General features: G+C 73.7%; 13 protein-coding genes. 8 read left to right on the plus strand and 5 right to left on the minus strand.

Features of this window, described 5'->3' with window-relative positions:
• Positions 1-307: 307 nt before the first annotated feature.
• The 4 genes from FXF50_RS21145 to mce all read right to left on the minus strand — a co-directional run bounded on the left by FXF50_RS21145 (position 308) and on the right by mce (position 6117).
• Positions 308-2329: a hypothetical protein gene (locus FXF50_RS21145; RefSeq protein ID WP_148430487.1), complete on the minus strand. Its 2022-nt coding sequence runs from the start codon at positions 2327-2329 to the stop codon at positions 308-310.
• A gap of 167 nt (positions 2330-2496) precedes the next feature.
• A complete protein-coding gene (locus FXF50_RS21150) occupies positions 2497-3750 on the minus strand; it encodes a DivIVA domain-containing protein (RefSeq protein WP_148430489.1) in 1254 nt (417 codons plus the stop codon).
• A gap of 244 nt (positions 3751-3994) precedes the next feature.
• Positions 3995-5350, minus strand: a complete 1356-nt coding sequence (gene ccrA, locus FXF50_RS21155; protein WP_148430491.1) for a crotonyl-CoA carboxylase/reductase — start codon at positions 5348-5350, stop codon at positions 3995-3997.
• Between the two features lie 290 nt (positions 5351-5640).
• Complete coding sequence (gene mce, locus FXF50_RS21160) at positions 5641-6117, minus strand: methylmalonyl-CoA epimerase (RefSeq protein ID WP_148430493.1); 477 nt, start codon at positions 6115-6117, stop codon at positions 5641-5643.
• 228 nt (positions 6118-6345) lie between these two features.
• Between mce and FXF50_RS21165 the strand changes: the two genes are divergently transcribed.
• The 8 genes from FXF50_RS21165 (at position 6346) to FXF50_RS21200 (ending at position 14103) form a co-directional block, all read left to right on the plus strand.
• Positions 6346-6717: a hypothetical protein gene (locus FXF50_RS21165; RefSeq protein WP_148430495.1), complete on the plus strand. Its 372-nt coding sequence runs from the start codon at positions 6346-6348 to the stop codon at positions 6715-6717.
• 33 nt (positions 6718-6750) lie between these two features.
• Entirely contained in the window at positions 6751-7074 is a 324-nt protein-coding gene (locus tag FXF50_RS21170; protein WP_148430497.1) for a hypothetical protein, read from the plus strand.
• 152 nt (positions 7075-7226) lie between these two features.
• Positions 7227-8420, plus strand: coding sequence for an acetyl-CoA C-acetyltransferase (locus tag FXF50_RS21175; protein WP_148430499.1), 1194 nt, complete (start codon positions 7227-7229; stop codon positions 8418-8420).
• Between the two features lie 67 nt (positions 8421-8487).
• Entirely contained in the window at positions 8488-9486 is a 999-nt protein-coding gene (meaB, locus tag FXF50_RS21180) for a methylmalonyl Co-A mutase-associated GTPase MeaB (protein WP_148430501.1), read from the plus strand.
• An 84-nt stretch (positions 9487-9570) separates the two neighbouring features.
• Entirely contained in the window at positions 9571-9981 is a 411-nt protein-coding gene (locus FXF50_RS21185) for an Asp23/Gls24 family envelope stress response protein (RefSeq protein WP_148430503.1), read from the plus strand.
• A gap of 95 nt (positions 9982-10076) precedes the next feature.
• Complete coding sequence (locus FXF50_RS21190; protein ID WP_148430505.1) at positions 10077-11765, plus strand: methylmalonyl-CoA mutase; 1689 nt, start codon at positions 10077-10079, stop codon at positions 11763-11765.
• Positions 11766-11880: 115 nt separating this feature from the next.
• Positions 11881-12801 carry a tetratricopeptide repeat protein gene (locus FXF50_RS21195; RefSeq protein WP_148430507.1) on the plus strand — a complete coding sequence of 307 codons (921 nt, stop codon included), beginning with the start codon at positions 11881-11883 and terminating at the stop codon, positions 12799-12801.
• Positions 12802-12867: 66 nt separating this feature from the next.
• Positions 12868-14103, plus strand: a complete 1236-nt coding sequence (locus FXF50_RS21200; RefSeq protein WP_148430510.1) for an arginase family protein — start codon at positions 12868-12870, stop codon at positions 14101-14103.
• A 16-nt stretch (positions 14104-14119) separates the two neighbouring features.
• On the opposite strand, the gene FXF50_RS21205 is transcribed toward FXF50_RS21200, so the two are convergent.
• Positions 14120-16087 (minus strand): penicillin-binding transpeptidase domain-containing protein, encoded by a 1968-nt coding sequence (locus FXF50_RS21205; RefSeq protein ID WP_148430512.1) that lies wholly within the window; start codon positions 16085-16087, stop codon positions 14120-14122.
• Positions 16088-16096 lie beyond the last annotated feature (9 nt).

Genomic DNA, 16096 nt, shown 5'->3' on the forward strand with positions numbered 1-16096 from the left:
GCTGTCGGCCCGTCCTGGGCTGTCGGGCGGGCCCTGGGCGTCGGTGCGGCGGGACGTGGCGCCCGCGTCGTGAGGATCGGGTTCGGGGCGCAACGCGTCAAGCGGGTCGTCGTCCGGGGCGGCGGATCCCTCCTGCGACACCGTGCCTCCCCGGCTCCCGCTCCGGCCCGGCGGAGCGCCCCTGCGGCGGACCGTGAGCACCGGACGGGTTCTCGACGGCGCAGCCCTTCTGCCCGCAGGCTAGCGGTAGACGACCGCTCCGACCATCCCCTCCGCCACTTCCCGCCACCCGTGCCCCGGGCGGCGGTCAGTCCTTGTCGACGGTGACGGTGCTCGGCTTGGCGCTGCGCTCGTCGGTGGTCGGCTTGGTCGGGCGCTTGCCGTTCTCGCCGGTGCTGGTGATCTTCGTGGGGGTGGCGCCCCGGCCGCCCTCACCGGGCACGGCGGCCACGGTCGGCTCGCCGTCCACGCCGGCGCCGGCGCCAGCGCCGTCCACGGTGGTCACCGGCTCGGCGACCGGCCGGGCCTTCGCGGCGTCCGCCGCCGGCTCTCCGGCCTCCGCGGCCGGTGCGGGGGCGGTGCCGTTGGGCGAGACCGTCGCGGTGCCCTTGGCGTTGACGGACACCGGAGCCCGGTCACCCTTCGGTGCCCGGTCACCCGCCGGCGTGTCACCCGACCGTGCGCCACCCGTCTCGCCGCCGGCCGCGGTGGCCAGCTCGGCCGGGTCGACGGGGGTGGCGGCGAGGCCGGCCGGCCCGGCCTCGGTGCGCAGTTCGGCGATCCGGCGCTGGAGGTCGTCGGACTCCTGCCGGGACTTCCAGGTCTCGGTACGCAGGTCGGCGAGCTCCTGCTGGGCGTTGGCGATCTCCAGCATCACCTGGGCGAGTTGCTGCCGGCCCGCGGCCACCTCCTGCTGGGTCGCGGCGAGGTGCTGCTGGGTGGTGGCCAGGTGCTGCTGGGTGGTGGCCGCGTACTCCTCGAACTGCCGGCGCGAGGCGGCCACGTGCTCGTCGGCCTTGCGGCGCTTGTCGGCGGCGTCCGCCTCGGCCCGGCGCAGCAGCTCGGCGGCCTCCTCCTCGGCCCGCCGGCGCATGGTGAGCGCGTCCTGCTCGGCCGCCTGCCGGAGTTCCGCGGCGCCCTGCTCGATCTCCGCGCGGCGGGCCGTGTACGCCTTCTCCAGCTCGTCCTTCCGCTTGGTGTGCTGCTTGTCCAGCTCGTCGCGGCGCTTGGCGAACTCCTGCTCGGCGGTGGCCCGGCGCTGGGCCAGCTCCTTGTCCGCCGTCTCCCGCCGGGCGTTGACCTCCTTCTCCACGCCGGCCCGCCAGGCGCCCAGCTCCTGCTGGGTCTGGGCCCGGGCCTGCTGGACGTACGCCTCGGTCTCGCTGCGCATCCGCTGCACGTACGCCTCGACCTCGGCGCGGTTGCGCTTGCCCGCCTCGGCGGCCTCGGTGGTGAGCCGGTTGGCCTCGGTGCGGGCCCGGCCGCGGGTGACCTTCGCGGCCTCTTCCGCGTCGTCGACGATCTTCTTGGCCTCGGCGAGCGCCTTGGCGTGGGTGGCCCGGCCGGCCTCGGCGGCGGACTCGGTGAGCCGCTTGGCCTCCTGCTGGGCCTTGGCGTGCACCTCCTTGGCCGCCTCGCGCAGCTGGGTGGCCTCCTGCTGGGCCTTGGCCAGCGCCTCCTTCGCCGTCTCGCGCAGCCGGCTGGACTCCTGCTGGGCGCGGGCGTGGATCTCCTTGGCGGTGTCCCGGAGCTGGGTGGCCTCCTGCTGCGCCTTGGCCAGCGCGTCCTGGGCGTTCTTCCGCAGCTTCTCGGCCTCGTCCCGGGCGGCCTTGAGGGTGGACTCCGCCTCGGCCTTGCGGGCGGCCGTGTGCCGCTCCTCCTCGGCCCGGCGGGCGGCGAGGGCGATCTCGAAGTCCTTGAGGGCCTGGGCGGCCTGCTCGCGGGCCTCTTCGATGATGTGTTCGGCGGCCGCGCGCCGGGCCTCGATCTCCTCGTTGGCGGCGGCCAGGATCTCGTCGGCCTGCTCCTCGGCCATGGCGAGGATCTGCTCGACCCGGGGACCGAGGTGCCGGAACGAGGCCCGGTCCACCACGCCCACCTGCTTGCGCACCTGGGCGAGGTCGCGTTGCAGCACCTCGACCTGGCCGGCCAGCTTGTGGATCTGGGTGTACGCCTGTTCCCGCTCGGTTGTCAGCGCCGAGATCTCGTGCTCCGCACGAGCGACGTAGCGGTCGACCTGTCGTTTGTCGTACCCCCGCAGAGCGGACTCGAAGCTGGGCTCCGTGGTCACGTCCCCGCCGAGGGCGAACAGTTCCTCGCCGTGCGACATGCCCCCATCCTCACACGCATCCGGCCCTGCTGGGGCGATACGGACGCCCCGGTTGGGAGGTGCACTTCACTGAACAGGCGAAACGGCCGGGAAAGCGTGACGGCGCGGGGCGACACCGGTCACCCGGTGTCACCCCGCGCCGTGGCTCATGCCCCGCGGGTGGTTGTTCAGCCGGCCGACTCGGCCGTGACCTTCTGCTCGGAGCCGCCGGCCTTGGGCGCCTCCGGCTTGTTGGCGCCCGCCGCCGGCACGCCCGGCACGATGCCGGCGAGACCGGAGAGCATCTGCCCGAGCTGCGAGGTGACCGCGTCCTTCTGCCGGGTGAGGTCCTCGACCTCGCGGCGGGCCGCCTGCGTGGTCAGCTCGGCCTCGGTGCGGGCCTCGCTGAGCAGGCGCTGCGCCTCGGCGCGCGCCTCGGACACCGTCTTCTCGGACAGCGCCTTGGCCTTCTCCACCGTGTCGGTGGCGGTGCGCTCGGACTCGACCCGGCGGGCCTCGGCCCGCTGCTCGATCTCCTTGGCCCGTTCCTGGGCGGCCCGGGCCCGCTGCTCGGCCTCGCTGACCAGCTTCTGGGTCTGCGCGACCTGGGCGGCGTGCCGCTCGGACTCCTCGCGCTCGGCCTTCTCGCGCCGCTCGGCGAGCTGGAGCTCCAGGGCCTGGAGGTCCTTGTCGCGCTTGTCCCGCGCGTCGGTGAGCAGCTTGGTGGCCTCGGCCCGCTTCTCCTCGGCCTCCCGGGCGGCCTTCGCCCGCTGCTGGGTGATCTCCCGCTCGGCGGTGGCGCGCAGGGTGGCGACCTCACGCTCGACCGTGGACTTCAGCTCGGCCACCTCGTGCGCGGTGACCGTGCGCAGCTGCTTGGTCTCCCGGTCGGCGTCGGCGCGCAGGGTGTCGGCCTCGCGGCGGGCCTGCACGCGCACCTCGGCGGCCTCCCGCTCGGCGGCGGTGCGGACGCTGCCGGCCTCGCGCTCGGCGGTGGCCTTCATGGCGGCCGCCTCGGCGCGTGCCTTGTCGGTGATCTCCCGCGCCTCGAGGCGGGCGGCGGAGAGGATGCCCTCCGACTCGCGCTTGGCCTCGTTGCGGTGGTCGTTGGCCTGCTCCTCGGCCAGCCGGAGGATCTGCTCGACCCGGGTGCCCAGGCCGGAGAGGGTCGGCCGGCTGTTCTCCTCGAGCTGCTTGTTGGTCTCGGTGAGCTTCTGCTCGAGCGCGCCCTGGCGCTGCTCGGCCTGGCGCAGCCGGCGCTGCGCGTCGTTCATGCGCTGCTCGGCCTCGGCGCGGGCCTGTTCGGACTGGCTCAGGGCGGCGGTCAGCCGGCCGATGAAGTCGTCGACCTGGTTGGTGTTGTAACCGCGCAGGCCAACCGTGAAATCGGGCTGTGAGTTCGCGTTATCGAAGAACGCAAGAGGGGACTGCTGCTGGGGCATTGGGACATACTCGCAGACGCCCCAGGGTGCTTCGCAAGTGCGGTGCGGACCTTTCGTGTCCTGTTTACATGGTCAACTTCGACCGCGCGACGGGACCGGACCAACCGGCGATCTTGGCAGGTCCCGGGCGCGTCGGGCGACCCCGAGTGGAGGGCGTGAAAAGGGCCGCGGGCGGATGCCCGCGACCCTTTGTCGGACAGCAATCAAATGGTGTTCCGGCTTACCCGAAAGGCAATGCCGGCGGTCAGTGCCCGCGGAACCGGTTGATCGCGGTTTCGTGCCGCGCCCGCAGCTCGGTGTCCCGCACGCCGAGGCCGTCGGCGGGCGCGAGGCAGCGCACGCCGACCTTGCCCTGGTGCGCGTTGCGGTGCACCTCGTACGCGGCCTGGCCGGTCTGCTCCAGCGGGTAGGTCTTCGACACGGTCGGGTGCACCTTGCCGAGCGCCACCAGCCGGTTGGCCTGCCACGCCTCGTGGTAGTTGGCGAAGTGGCTGCCGACGATCCGCTTGAGGTGCATCCACAGGTAGCGGTTGTCGTACTGGTGCAGGTAGCCGCTCGTGGAGGCGCAGGTGACGATGGTGCCGCCCTTCTTGGCGACGTAGACGCTGGCGCCGAAGGTCTCCCGGCCCGGGTGCTCGAAGACGATGTCCGGGTCCTCGCCGCCGGTCAGCTCGCGGATCCGCTCCCCGAACCGGCGCCACTCGTCCTGGTCCTGGGTCTCCTCGTCCTTCCAGAACCGGAAGCCCTCGGCGGTGCGGTCGATGACCAGCTCGGCGCCCATCTTCCGGCACAGCTCGGCCTTCTCCGGCGAGGAGACCACGCAGACCGGGATGGCCCCGCCGTTCAGCGCCATCTGGGTGGCGTAGCCGCCGAGGCCGCCGGAGGCGCCCCAGATCAGCACCACGTCGCCCTGCTTCATGTTCGCCCCGTGGTGGGACACGAGCTGCCGGTACGCCGTGGAGTTGACCAGCCCGGGGCTGGCCGCCTCCTCCCAGCTCAGGTGGCGCGGCTTCGGCATGAGCTGGTTGGCCTTGACCACGGCCAGCTCGGCCAGGCCGCCGAAGTTGGTCTCGAAGCCCCAGATCCGCTGCTGCGGGTCGAGCATGGTGTCGTCGTGGCCGGCGGCGTCCTCCAGCTCCACGGAGAGGCAGTGCGCGACCACCTCGTCGCCCGCCTTCCAGCGGGTCACCCCGGGCCCGGTCCGCAGCACCACGCCGGCCGCGTCCGACCCGACCACGTGGTACGGCAGGTCGTGCCGGCGGGTCAGCTCGGAGAGCCGGCCGTAGCGCTGGAGGAACTTGAAGGTGGGCAGCGGCTCGAAGATGCTGGTCCACACGGTGTTGTAGTTGATGGCGCTGGCCATCACCGCGACGAGCGCCTCGCCGGGGCCCAGCTCGGGGGTGGGCACCTCCTGGACGTGCAGCGCCTTGCGCGGGTCCTTGTCCCGGGTGGCCATGCCGTCGAACATCCGGGTGTCCTCGGCGCGGACCACCACGCCCCGGTAGGTCTCCGGTACCGGCAGGCCGGCGAGGCCGGCGAGTTCCCGCTCCGGCTGCGCGGAGCCCTCCGCCGCCATGATCGCTTCAAGGATGTCCTGCACGGTGACCTCCCGTTCGTTGCGCACCCGCACCGGGCGGGCAGGGGTGCTGCCATCGTCGGCGCCGGTGCGACGGGACCGCCATGTCGGCAATCGACACATCCGGCACCGGTCGCGCTCCTGTGGGGCGGGACGTTACTGAACGGTAGCTAGGGCCGGAAGTCCTCTGTGAAAAACTGCATCCGCCGATGCGTGGAGGTGTCCGTGGGAACGTGAAACCGCGCAGTGCCGCGCGGTGTCCCAGGAAGTAGGAAGGGGTCCCGGCCGCCCCGGCCGGGACCCCTTGGCGCAGCTCAGTGACCGGTGGCGGCCGGCTCGACCAGCTCGACGAGGACGCCGCCGGCGTCCTTCGGGTGGACGAAGTTGATCCGCGAGTCGGCGGTGCCCCGCTTCGGCTTCTCGTAGAGCAGCCGAACGCCGCGCTCGCGCAGCGCCGCGCAGGCCGCGTCGATGTCGGTCACCGTGTACGCGACCTGCTGCACGCCCGGCCCGTTGCGGTCCAGGAACTTGGCGATCGTCGAGGACGGCGACAGCGGGGCGAGCAGTTGCACGCAGCCGCCCTCGGCGGTCGGCCCGACGGCCAGCATCGCCTCGCGTACGCCCTGCTCCTCGTTGGTCTCGGTGTGCACGCAGCGCATGCCGAAGGTGCGCTGGTAGAAGTCGATCGCGGCGTCCAGGTCCGCCACGGCGATCCCGACGTGGTCGATGCGGCGCAGGCCGATGTCGGTGGTGTGGTCGGCAGCGGGCTCGACGGGGGAGTTCTCAGCCATGGCGCCAGTCTGGCCGAACAATCGTTCAGGCGTACAGGTTGGCAATCTCACGCCTCCGCCGAACGGGCCACCCCGATCGAGGTCCTCCGGCGGACCTCCGCCGTACACCCGAGCCGGCGGCCGGCCGCGCCCGATGGTCGTCCCGGACGGACGATGCCCCGCCGAGCAGGTGGGGAGCACGATTCGAACGGGCACCCCACCAGCACGATCCCGGGAGGAGTGGTCGGCATGACGCTGGAGCAGTGGGCGGCGGCCGGCGTCGTGCTGGGCGCGATTCTCAGCGCGCTGACCCTGGCCGTGACGGTGAGCCGGCCGCTGCGCCGCCTGGCCCGGCAGAACGAGGAGTTCCGGCAGGACTGGTACGGGGTGCCCGCCAGGCCGGGCCACGACGCCGTCCCGGGTGTGCCGGAGCGGTTGCGGCGGATCGAGACCGAGCTGCACCCGAACGGGAGCGGGACGCTGCGGGACGCGGTCAACGACGCGGAGAGCCGTCTCAAGGAGGTGGAGAGCCGCCTCGACGACCACCTGCGGTCGCCGCACGGCGGTCAGGCCGGTTCATCGATCGTTCGGCATATGCGAACCCGGACGGAGCAAGGTTGATCTGCAACTTGCACACGGTGAAGAGTACCGATGGTGAGTTCACTGTCACGCCCCGTCGCCGCCATCTGGATCCCCTCCCACGTCGGCCCGATCGAACCCCACCTCATGGCCTGCCTGGACCACACGAGGCGATGCCGGTACGACCTCCTCGGGATCGTCACCACCGCACCGTGGGGCGAGGTCAGGCAGATGATGCTCGACGGCACGGTCGACGTGGTGGTGGTCGCCGAGCGGGGGCACCTCCCGCCGGACCGGACCCCGCGGATCGAGGTGGCCGCCCGGGGGGCCCACCCGTCGCCGGCGTCGTCACCCCGGGGCCCGGTGCCGCCGCGCCGGCGCCGCCCGCGCCGGGACTGAACGCGCGGCCCGGCGGTCAGCCATCGACCGTCGTGACCTGGAGCGCGTTGCGAACGTGCTCGGGGTCACCGTACCGTCGCGGTTCCCGGCAGATATGGTGCGTCCTAACAATCGTTAAGGCGTTACAGGTCGGCACCCCCTCGGAGGCAGGCATGGCTTCGGTGATCGTCAGCGGCGCGCGGACCCCCATGGGGCGCCTGCTGGGCAACCTCAAGGACCTCTCCGCGACGAAGCTCGGCGGCGTCGCGATCAAGGCGGCGCTGGAGCGCGCCGGCGTGGCCCCGGACCAGGTCCAGTACGTGATCATGGGGCAGGTGCTCCAGGCCGGCGCGGGCCAGATCCCGGCCCGCCAGGCCGCCGTCGAGGCGGGCATCCCCATGTCCACCCCGGCGCTGACCATCAACAAGGTCTGCCTCTCCGGCCTGGACGCCATCGCCCTGGCCGACCAGCTCATCCGGGCCGGCGAGTTCGACATCGTGGTGGCCGGCGGCATGGAGTCCATGACCAATGCCCCGCACCTGCTGCTCGGCCAGCGCTCCGGCTACAAGTACGGCGACGTGACGGTCAAGGACCACATGGCCCTGGACGGCCTCACCGACGCCTGGGACTGCTGCTCCATGGGCGAGTCCACCGAGCGCCTCGGGGCGAAGCACGGCATCACCCGCGAGGAGCAGGACGCCTTCGCCGCGGCCAGCCACCAGCGCGCCGCCGCCGCCCAGAAGAACGGCCACTTCGCCGACGAGATCACCCCGGTGATCATCCCGCAGCGCAAGGGCGACCCGCTGGTGATCAGCGAGGACGAGGGCATCCGCCCGGACACCACGGCGGAGTCGCTGGGCAAGCTCCGCCCCGCGTTCACCAAGGACGGCACCATCACGGCCGGCAGCTCCTCGCCGATCTCCGACGGCGCCGCCGCGGTGGTCGTGATGAGCAAGGCCAAGGCCAAGGAGCTGGGGCTCACCTGGCTGGCCGAGATCGGCGCGCACGGCAACGTGGCCGGCCCGGACAACTCGCTGCACTCGCAGCCGTCGAACGCCATCAACCACGCGCTGAAGAAGGCCGGCCTGGCCGTCGCCGACCTCGACCTCATCGAGATCAACGAGGCGTTCGCCCAGGTCGGCATCCAGTCCGCGCGGGACCTCGGCGTCAGCACCGACAAGGTGAACGTCAACGGCGGCGCCATCGCGCTCGGCCACCCGATCGGCATGTCCGGCGCCCGGCTGGTGCTCACCCTGGCGCTGGAGCTCAAGCGGCGGGGCGGCGGCACCGGCGCGGCCGCGCTCTGCGGCGGCGGCGGCCAGGGCGACGCGCTGATCATCCACGTCCCGAACGGCGCCGAGAGCTGACCGTGTCGGTGAGCGCGAGGAGTGAGCCGGGTTTGCGAGCCCCGCAGTCGCGAACAGAGGTGACTCAGTGAGTGCCCAGAACGTCCCGGCGGCGGCCACCGGCTCGGTGCGCCGCAGCCGGGACGTACCCCTGCTGGTCGAGCGGGCCCGCGCGGGCGACCCCCGCGCGGTGGCCCGGCTGATCACCCTGGTCGAGTCCGGCGACGAGGTGCTGCCGCAGGTCGCGGCGGCCCTCGCTCCCTACGCCGGGCACGCCCAGGTGGTCGGCCTGACCGGCTCGCCGGGCGTGGGCAAGTCGACCACCACGAACGAGCTGGTCCGGGCGCTGCGGGCGCGCGGCCACCGGGTGGGCGTGCTGGCCATCGACCCGTCCAGCCCGTTCACCGGCGGGGCGATCCTCGGTGACCGGGTCCGGATGCAGGACCACGCCACCGACCCGGGCGTCTACATCCGCTCGATGTCCAGCCGGGGCCACCTCGGCGGGCTCTCCGCGGCCACGCCGCAGGCGGTGCGGGTGCTGGAGGGCGCCGGCTGCGACGTGGTGCTGGTGGAGACCGTCGGCGTCGGCCAGGCCGAGGTCGAGGTGGCCTCACTGGCCGACACCACGCTGGTGCTGCTGGCCCCCGGCATGGGCGACGCCATCCAGGCGGTGAAGGCCGGCATCCTGGAGATCGCCGACGTCTTCGTGGTCAACAAGGCCGACCGGGACGGCGCCGACGCCACCGTGCGCGACATCCAGGGCATGATCGCCCTGGGCGAGCGGGGGCCGGGCGAGTGGCGGCCGCAGGTGGTCCGCTCGATCGCCGCCCGCGGCGAGGGCATCGACGACATCGCGGCCGCGATCGACAAGCACCGCGACTGGCTGGAGCGCCACGGCGAGCTGCGCCGCCGCCGGGAGGCGCGGGCCGCCGCCGAGATCGAGGCCATCGCGCTGGGCACCCTGCGGGACCGGATCGGCTCCCTGCGCGACGGTACGCAGCTGCCGACCCTCGCGGCCAAGGTGGCCGAGGGCGCCATCGACCCGTACGCGGCGGCCGGCGAGCTGCTGGCCCAGCTCGGCGCCTGACGGGTCCACTGCGGAGCACACCCGCCTAGTACGCTCGCACCGCCGCACGGCGCGCGTGGGGCCGGACGAACCCGGTGGGAGAGCATGGCTGACGAGACCCAGGAGCTGTCGGTGCTGCCGAACGCGGTGGCGGGCGGTGCGACGCACGTCTCCGACGAGGTGGTGGAGAAGATCGCGGTGGCCGCCGCGAAGTCGGTGCCCGGGGTGGCCGAGCTCGGCGGCGACGTGGCCCGCTTCTTCAACGCCGTGCTGGACCGGGTCGGGCTGGACCAGGTCGGCGACGCCCGGCGCGGCTGCTCGGCGCACGTCACCGACGGCGCGGCCGTGGTCAACCTGGTCCTCGTGATCGGTGGCGGCCGGCCGGTGCCCGAGGTGACCGACGCGGTCCGGGTCGCGGTGACGTCGGCGGTCGAGGCGTACGGGCTGCGGGTCGACGAGATCAACATCCGGGTCGACGACGTAGCGCTGGGCGGGCCGGTGGCACCGTCGGCCTGACCCGGGTTACCGGCCGGTACGCACTTCCTTAGCGATCGTTCAGGCTGGCGTTCTACACTCGGTCTGACCCCTGGACTCGAGGAGGAGCTCCGCGCATGGACGCCGACGAGATCGCCGCCGGTCGGGCCCGCTGGCAGGCCCGCTACGACGCCGCCCGCAAGCGCGACGCGGACTTCACCACGCTCTCCGGGATGACCGTGGACCCGGTGTACGGCCCGCCGGAGGGGGCGCCGTACCCGGGCTTCGAGCGGATCGGCTGGCCGGGCGAGTTCCCGTACACCCGGGGGTTGTACCCGACCGGCTACCGCGGGCGGACCTGGACCATCCGGCAGTTCGCCGGGTTCGGCAACGCCCAGCAGACCAACGAGCGCTACAAGATGATCCTCGGGGCCGGCGGCGGCGGTCTCTCCGTCGCCTTCGACATGCCGACCCTGATGGGCCGCGACTCCGACGACCCGCAGTCGCTCGGCGAGGTCGGCCACTGCGGCGTGGCGGTCGACTCGGCCGCCGACATGGAGGTGCTCTTCGACGGCATCGACCTGGCCGGCGTGACCACCTCGATGACCATCTCCGGCCCGGCCGTGCCGGTCTTCTGCATGTACCTGGTCGCCGCCGAGCGGCAGGGCGCGGACCTGTCCACCCTGGACGGCACGCTCCAGACGGACATCTTCAAGGAGTACATCGCGCAGAAGGAGTGGCTCTTCGACCCGGAGCCGCACCTGCGTCTCATCGGCGACCTCATGGAGTACTGCGCCCGGGAGATCCCGCGCTACAAGCCGCTGTCGGTCTCCGGCTACCACATCCGCGAGGCCGGCTCGACCGCCGCGCAGGAGCTGGCGTACACCCTGGCCGACGGGTTCGGCTACGTCGAGCTGGGGCTCTCGCGCGGGCTGGACGTCAACGTCTTCGCCCCGGGCCTGAGCTTCTTCTTCGACTCCCACGTGGACTTCTTCGAGGAGATCGCCAAGTTCCGGGCCGCCCGCCGGATCTGGGCCCGCTGGCTGCGCGACGTCTACGGCGCCACCAGCGAGAAGGCCCAGTGGCTGCGGTTCCACACCCAGACCGCCGGGGTGTCGCTCACCGCCCAGCAGCCGGTCAACAACGTGGTGCGGACCGCCGTGGAGGCCCTGGCGGCCGTGCTCGGCGGCACCAACTCGCTGCACACCAACGCCCTCGACGAGACCCTCGCCCTGCCCACCGACGAGTCGGCCGAGATCGCCCTGCGCACCCAGCAGGTGCTCATGGAGGAGACCGGCGTCGTCAACGTCGCCGACCCGCTCGGCGGCTCCTGGTACGTCGAGGCGCTCACCGACAAGATCGAGGCCGAGGCGGAGGAGATCTTCGCCCGCATCCGGCAGCTCGGCGGCGAGGGGCCGCACCAGATCGGCCCCATGACCTCGGGCATCCTGCGCGGCATCGAGGACGGCTGGTTCACCGGCCACATCGCCGAGTCGGCCTTCGTCTACCAGCAGGCGCTGGAGAAGGGCGACAAGCGGATCGTCGGGGTCAACTGCCACACCGGCACCGTCGCCAAGGACCTGGAGATCCTGCGCATCTCGCACGAGGTCGAGCTGGAGCAGCGCCGGGTGCTCGCCGAGCGCAAGGCGGGCCGCGACGACGCCGCGGTCAAGGCCGCCGTGCAGCGGATGGTCGAGGTCAGCCGGACCGGCGAGAACATGATCCCGGCCATGCTGGACGCGGTCCGGGCCGAGGCCACCCTGGGCGAGATCTGCGACGCCCTGCGTGCCGAGTGGGGCGTCTACCGCGAGCCCGCCCGGTTCTGAACCCACGCGCGGGTGCCGGTCGTCCCGGCACCCGCGCCGACCAGGCGTGAGAGTTGCAACTGTCGCCGTCGCGGTTGATCTGAGTTCCGCGGGACACGTGCGAGACTAGATAACCATGAGCGACCCACGGATCACCTCGTCGATCTTCACCCGCGGCGCGGTCGACCTCAGCGCGTTGCGCGGCACCCCGGAACCCTCCCGTCCCACCACCCCGAGCCAGGCCGGCCCCCCGGCCGGCGTACCCGGCGGCCCGCCGGCGGGTGGCGGCGTGGCCGTCATCGACGTGACCGAGGCGACCTTCCAGTCCGAGGTGTTGGAACGGTCGCTGACCACGCCCGTGGTCGTGGACTTCTGGGCCGAGTGGTGCGAGCCCTGCAAGCAGCTCTCCCCGGTGCTGGAGCGGCTCGCCGCCGAGGGTGAGGGCGCCTGGGTGCTCGCCAGGGTCGACGTCGACGCCAACCCGCGGCTCGCCCAGATGTTCCGGGTCCAGGGCATCCCCATGGTCTACGCGGTGGTCGGCGGCCAGCCGATCGACGCCTTCTCCGGCGTGGTGCCGGAGGCGCAGCTCCGCCAGTGGATCCAGGCCATCCTCAAGGCCGGTGGCGTCACCGTCGCCGAGCCGGAGGACCCGCGGCTGGCCGAGGCCGACGACGCGCTGATGTCCGGCGACCTGGAGGCGGCCGAGGCCGCGTACCGGAAGATCCTGGCCGAGAGCCCGGCGGACGCCGCGGCCGAGGCCGGCCTGGCCCAGGTCGGGGTGGCCCGGCGGGTGGCCGGCGCCGACCCGCGCGCCGCGCTGGCCGCCGCCGAGCAGGCCCCCGACGACATCGAGGCGCAGCTCCTCGCCGCCGACATCGAGGTGCTCAGCGGCCTCGCCGAGCAGGCGTACGCCCGGCTCGTCGGCCTGGTCCGCCGCACCTTCGGCGACGACCGGGAGAAGGTCCGCCAGCACCTGGTGTCGCTGTTCACCATCGCCGGCCCGGACGACCCCGCCGTGGCGTCCGCCCGACGGGCCCTGGCCAGCGCCCTGTTCTGAGTTCACCGCACGCCAGCGCGGGCCGGCGTACCGGCCGGCCCGCCCGACCACCGAGGACGGGAGCCCATGATGCGCCGGATCGCCGTCCTCGACGCGCCGACGAACCTCGGCCTGCGCCCACCCACGTCCACCTCCGTCCCGGGCTGCGCCAAGGCGCCCGGCGCGCTGCGCGACCACGGCCTGCTCGCCCGGCTGCGGGCCCGCGACGCCGGCTGCCTCACCCCGCCCCGGTACGACCCCGGTGACTGGCGCCCCGGCGACGGGGTCTGCCACGCCCGGGAGATCTCCGGCTACTCGGTGGCGCTGGCCGACCGGATCGGCGCGATCATCGACCGGGGCGAGTTCCCGCTGGTGCTCGGCGGGGACTGCTCGGTGCTGCTCGGCTCGGCGCTGGCCATGCACCGGCTCGGCGAGGCGGTCGGCGGGCGGGTCGGGCTGGTCTTCGTCGACGGCCACTCCGACTTCCGGCACCCCGGCAACGCCTCGTACGTGGGCGCGGCCGCGGGGGAGGACCTGGCCCTGGTCACCGGCCGGGGGCAGGCCGACCTGGCCGCCATCGAGGGGCGGCGCCCCTACTTCCGGGACATCGACGTGGTGGTGCTCGGCATCCGGGCGCAGGACGAGTACCGGCTCGATCTCCAGGCCGCCGGCATCACCACCCGCCCCGTGCCGGCGCTGCGCGCCGAGGGGGCGGCCCGCACCGCCCAGTGGGCGCACGAGCAGTTGGCCGACTGCGCCGGCTACTGGGTGCACATCGACGTGGACGTGCTCGACCCGGCGGTGATGCCCGCGGTGGACGCGCCCGACCCGGGCGGGATCGCCTTCGCCGAGCTGGAGATCCTGCTCGCCGGCCTGGTGGACACCCCGCACTGCCTCGGCGTCGAGCTGACCGTCTTCGACCCCGACTACGACCCCGACGGGTCGTACGCCGCCGAGATCGTCAACACCGTGGTGGCCGGGCTCGCCCCGGTCGCCGCGCCCGGCGCCATGCCGCCCCGGCTGCTGCCGGCCGGCCCGGTCGCGCCGGCGCCCCGCGGCAACGGCCGGCCGCCGGCCCGCGACGTGCTGCCCGGCCCGGCGGCCGTCCCGGCGCCGGCCGTGGCCGTGGAGCCGATCGGCCCGGCCCCGACAGGGGACGGCGACGATCCCTCCGGCGCCGACGGCGACCGCCCGGCCGAGCCCTCTCCCGGCCCGTCCGGTCCGGGCCTGCTGCGCCGGGTGGCCGGGCCGGAGGAGGCGGACGACGCGGCGCCGGACGAGGCGGAGCCGGACGCGACCCGACCGGGCGCCGACATCGCCTGACCGGCGTCGGCTCCGGTCAGCGGGCCGCGAGGCCGCGCAGGAACCGCTCGGCGATCGGGACCGCGCTCGTGGTGCTCGATCCGCCCTGCTCGACGAAGACCGCGAACGCCACGTCGCCCTGCCAGCCGACGAACCAGGCGTGGGTGTGCGCCGGGTTGTTGTCGTACTCGGCGGTGCCGGTCTTGCCGTACACCGGCTCGCCGGGGACGTCGGCCAGCGCGGCGCCCGTGCCGCCGGTGACCACCGCGCGCATCATCGTCTTGAGTGCCGTCACCGACTCCGCCTTGAGGGCCGGGCCGGCCGGGGCGGGCTTCGCCGGGGCGGGATCGAGAACCAGCCTGGGCTGCTCCCAGTGGCCGCGGGCCACGGCGGCGGTGGCGCCGGCCATGGCGAGCGGGCTGACCACGGTGGTGCCCTGACCGATCGCGGCGGCGGCCTGCTCGGTGGCCGAGCCGTTGGCGGAGACCTTGCCGGTGAAGACGTCGGCGCCGAGGTCCCACTCGCTCTCCAGGCCGAGCGTGCGGCCGGCCTGGGCCAGCCCGTCGGGGCCGAGCTTGGGGGCCAGGGAGGTGAAGGCGGTGTTGCAGGACTTCGCGAAGTCGGTGGTGAACGGGACGTCGCCCAGCTCGAAGTTGTCGGAGTTCTTGAACGAGCGGCCGTCGACCTCGAACGTCTTCCGGCAGCGCACCGTCGCCTCCGGGGTCACCGCGCCCTTGTCGAGCAGGGCGAGCGCGCTGACCATCTTGAACGTCGAGCCGGGCGGCACCTGGGCGGTGAAGGCCAGGTTCTCGCCGGCCGCGCCGGGACCGTTGGCGGCGGCCAGCACCGCGCCGTCGCTGATCCGGAGGGCCACCAGGGCGGAGCGCCGGGTCTGGCCGCGCAGCGCCGCGTCGGCCGCGTTCTGGGTGGCCACGTCGAGGGTCGTCTTCAGCGGCTGGCCGGCCTTCGGCTCGCCGCGGAACACCTCGACCCCGGTGGGTGCGCTGGTGCCGTCCGGCGCCGGGTGCTGCGTGAGCACGGTGATCCCCGGGGCGCCGCGCAGCCGGTCGTCGTAGCGGCCCTGGAGGCCGCCGTGGCCGACCAGGTCACCCCGGACGTACTTGTCGGGGTGGGCCTTGAGGTCGTCGGCCTGGGCCGGGTCGACCGAGCCGAGCAGGGCCCGGGCGAACTCCCGGGTCGGGGCCAGGAAGAGCTGGTCGGACTGGAACCGGGTGCCGGGCAGGTCGTAGATCCGGGGCTTGATCTGCCGGTACGCCTCCTCGCGCAGGGTCACCACCTCCACCAGCGCGCCCCGGTCCGCCTCCTTCAGGCGCTGGGGCAGGTCGGCGAGGTCGACCGGCGGGGTGAGCGCCGGCCGGATCGCCTTGAACGCCGCGTCGAGCTTCCGGACCAGGGCCTTCACGTCGGTGACCTCGCCGGGGGTGACCTGCACCCGGACCACCGGGCGGGGCGCCACGACCGGGGCTCCGGCGGAATCCAGCACGCCGGCCCGGGGCGCGGCCTCCCGGCGCAGCGCGAACCGGTCGCCGGCCTCCAGCTTCTCGTGCACGACCGTCGGCTCCCAGATGACCTGCCACTGGTCGTCGGCGCCGTGCCGGAGGCGTACCGGATTCTCGTATGCCCAGGTGGTGCCGCCCGGGAGCGGCCAGGTGAGCCTGACCCGCGCGGTGGCGATGTCGCCCTCGACCTTCACGTCGCCGGTGCGCTCGAGCTTCGGCGGGGTGTCGGCCAGCTCGCCGGCGAGGGACCGGAGCTCCTTGGTCACGTCGGTCGCGGCCACCTTGCCGCCGGCCGGGTCGATGAAGCCGACCGCCTGGAGGTCGCCGGAGCGCCAGCCCTTCAGGAAGGCGTCGACGCTCTGCTCCGGCCCGTCCTCGCCGGAGCATCCGGTCAACGCGCCCGCCGTCAGCACGGTGGCGGCCAGCGCCGCGAGGACCCGGCGGGGAGGGGAGAGGCGGCGGCGGACGGGGTACGACAGGAGCATGAAGGAGTC

It is taken from the genome of Micromonospora sp. AP08 (assembly GCF_008085935.1).
GTDB classification, from domain to species: domain Bacteria; phylum Actinomycetota; class Actinomycetes; order Mycobacteriales; family Micromonosporaceae; genus Micromonospora; species Micromonospora chersina.

Bases quoted from the DNA above. Each gene is read 5' to 3' on its own strand.
- FXF50_RS21145 (WP_148430487.1), bottom strand. From the start codon at position 2,329: ATGTCGCACGGCGAGGAACTGTTCGCCCTCGGCGGGGACGTGACCACG.
- FXF50_RS21150 (WP_148430489.1), bottom strand. From the start codon at position 3,750: ATGCCCCAGCAGCAGTCCCCTCTTGCGTTCTTCGATAACGCGAACTCA.
- mce (WP_148430493.1), bottom strand. From the start codon at position 6,117: ATGGCTGAGAACTCCCCCGTCGAGCCCGCTGCCGACCACACCACCGAC.
- FXF50_RS21165 (WP_148430495.1), top strand. From the start codon at position 6,346: ATGACGCTGGAGCAGTGGGCGGCGGCCGGCGTCGTGCTGGGCGCGATT.
- FXF50_RS21175 (WP_148430499.1), top strand. From the start codon at position 7,227: ATGGCTTCGGTGATCGTCAGCGGCGCGCGGACCCCCATGGGGCGCCTG.
- FXF50_RS21185 (WP_148430503.1), top strand. From the start codon at position 9,571: ATGGCTGACGAGACCCAGGAGCTGTCGGTGCTGCCGAACGCGGTGGCG.
- FXF50_RS21190 (WP_148430505.1), top strand. From the start codon at position 10,077: ATGGACGCCGACGAGATCGCCGCCGGTCGGGCCCGCTGGCAGGCCCGC.
- FXF50_RS21195 (WP_148430507.1), top strand. From the start codon at position 11,881: ATGAGCGACCCACGGATCACCTCGTCGATCTTCACCCGCGGCGCGGTC.
- FXF50_RS21200 (WP_148430510.1), top strand. From the start codon at position 12,868: ATGATGCGCCGGATCGCCGTCCTCGACGCGCCGACGAACCTCGGCCTG.
- FXF50_RS21205 (WP_148430512.1), bottom strand. From the start codon at position 16,087: ATGCTCCTGTCGTACCCCGTCCGCCGCCGCCTCTCCCCTCCCCGCCGG.